The sequence below is a fragment of the Bathymodiolus platifrons methanotrophic gill symbiont genome (assembly GCF_002189065.1).
Lineage (GTDB): Bacteria > Pseudomonadota > Gammaproteobacteria > Methylococcales > Methylomonadaceae > Methyloprofundus.
The window spans coordinates 1-1690 of record NZ_BDMN01000521.1; the positions used below are offsets into that span (position 1 = coordinate 1).

General features: G+C 39.4%; 1 protein-coding gene and 1 pseudogene. Both read left to right on the forward strand.

Annotated elements, in window-relative coordinates; genetic code table 11:
• The first annotated feature begins 65 nt into the window (after positions 1-65).
• On the forward strand, positions 66-863 hold the full coding sequence (locus tag CDZ78_RS20075) for an alpha/beta hydrolase (protein WP_244559313.1): 798 nt from the start codon (positions 66-68) through the stop codon (positions 861-863).
• A 267-nt stretch (positions 864-1130) separates the two neighbouring features.
• Positions 1131-1690, forward strand: a pseudogene (locus CDZ78_RS20080) (hypothetical protein); the annotation flags it as partial.

Here is a 1690-nt window from a genome sequence, read left to right on the forward strand (position 1 = left end):
AGTTAAAATTCGACTACCCACTGTATTTCACATAGAGCCAAGATTTTTTTCAGAGACTGAAAGTATTGCCTGGTAAGACTCAGATTTTATTCTATATTCATGGATTTAATAATACTGCCGAATCAGAAATTTTCCCTAATGCTAAAAAACTCCAGGCTTTATTTGATCAGGTGGGAGGGTCGGGGCTAGTGTATGTTGTACCTCTTATCTGGCCTTGTGACGACGATTCAGTAGTTGCATTTATTGATGATTATTGGGATGACCAGCGTGCTGCCGATGCAAGCGGAATGGCTTTTGCCCGAATGTTAGGTAAGTTTGATGATTGGCGTAGAAAAGAAGCATTAAAACCTGATCCGTGTACCAGGCGAATTAATGTATTAGCTCATTCCATGGGAAATCGAGTGTTACGTAATGCACTCATTAGCTGGGTTCGTAATGACTCCTCAGATCAAATGCCGCAACTATTTCGTAATGTATTCATGGTTGCAGCTGATGTGGTTAATCACACATTGGAACGAGGGCGCTCTGGTGAATATATTTCGTATTCTGCGCGAAATGTATTGGTTTATTACGCTAATGATGACCTTGCGATGCCAGCAAGTAAGCTGGTTAATTTAAAAAACAGGACACTGTCACGACGTTTAGGTATGACTGGACCAGAAAGTTTTAAAAAAATACCTAAAAATATTTATGAGGTTGATTGTGATAGTTTTAATAACACATTCGACACGCCGGCTGGGCATACTTATTTTATGTACGGACCGAACCAAACCGTTAGTCCGCTCATTAAGCATATGGTTGATGCGCTTAAAGATGGCCGAGTAGCACCTCCAGGTAGACACCACCGACTTAAAAAACCATAAGGCACCTGGAAATAAATAAGGGTCCAATATTTGGACAGGATTTTTGTTTCCAGTTGCCTAAAGAACAAATGGTATTTTAGTGGCAACTGTTTGCAGGTATCACCCATTCAATAGATGTTTTATGACGAATAAACTGTTCACCAGTTTTCTTTTGCATTTTAACAATATTTAAACCTTAGGAATGTGCTTGAAAAAACATAGGTAAGTTATTTCATCTACGTTCCCTAGATTTTATATGAGATATATTTTTTAATGAGGAGTCAAAAAATGAAAACACTTAAAACAAGTATACTGTTTTCTCTGGTACTGGCAATTTCAATTTTTGCCTTGTATGGGTGCAATACGAATATCACTGAAAAAGAAATAAGGTCGAGTGATGAAGGCTATCATTATATTACTTTTAAACAGGGGTGGACCAAAAATGAAGCGATGGATTTTTATAATACTTCACAAGGTTCGCAATTCATTCCCTATTCCTGGTTTTTAGCTATTGAGCAACCTGAGCATGCCAAGCCATTCCGTGATAATGAAAATATTAGGCGATTTGGTTATATTCCACAACAGAAAACACAAGGGATCAACCCAGATGGTTTGCCGATAGGGTTCGTTAAGGATATTGGTTCCGAGTCTTTTTTGTCTGCCCTTGCAAACTCACGTTATGCGTCAAATACACAAGGCCTGCATAGTGAATATAAGGAATGGTTAGGCCTAACTTGTGCTGCTTGTCATACCTCTGAAGTCCGTTATAACAACCAAACTTTTCGTATTGAGGGTGGGCCATCATTCGCTGCCAGCCATGGAGAGCGAACGCGAGGGCTGGTAGTCCC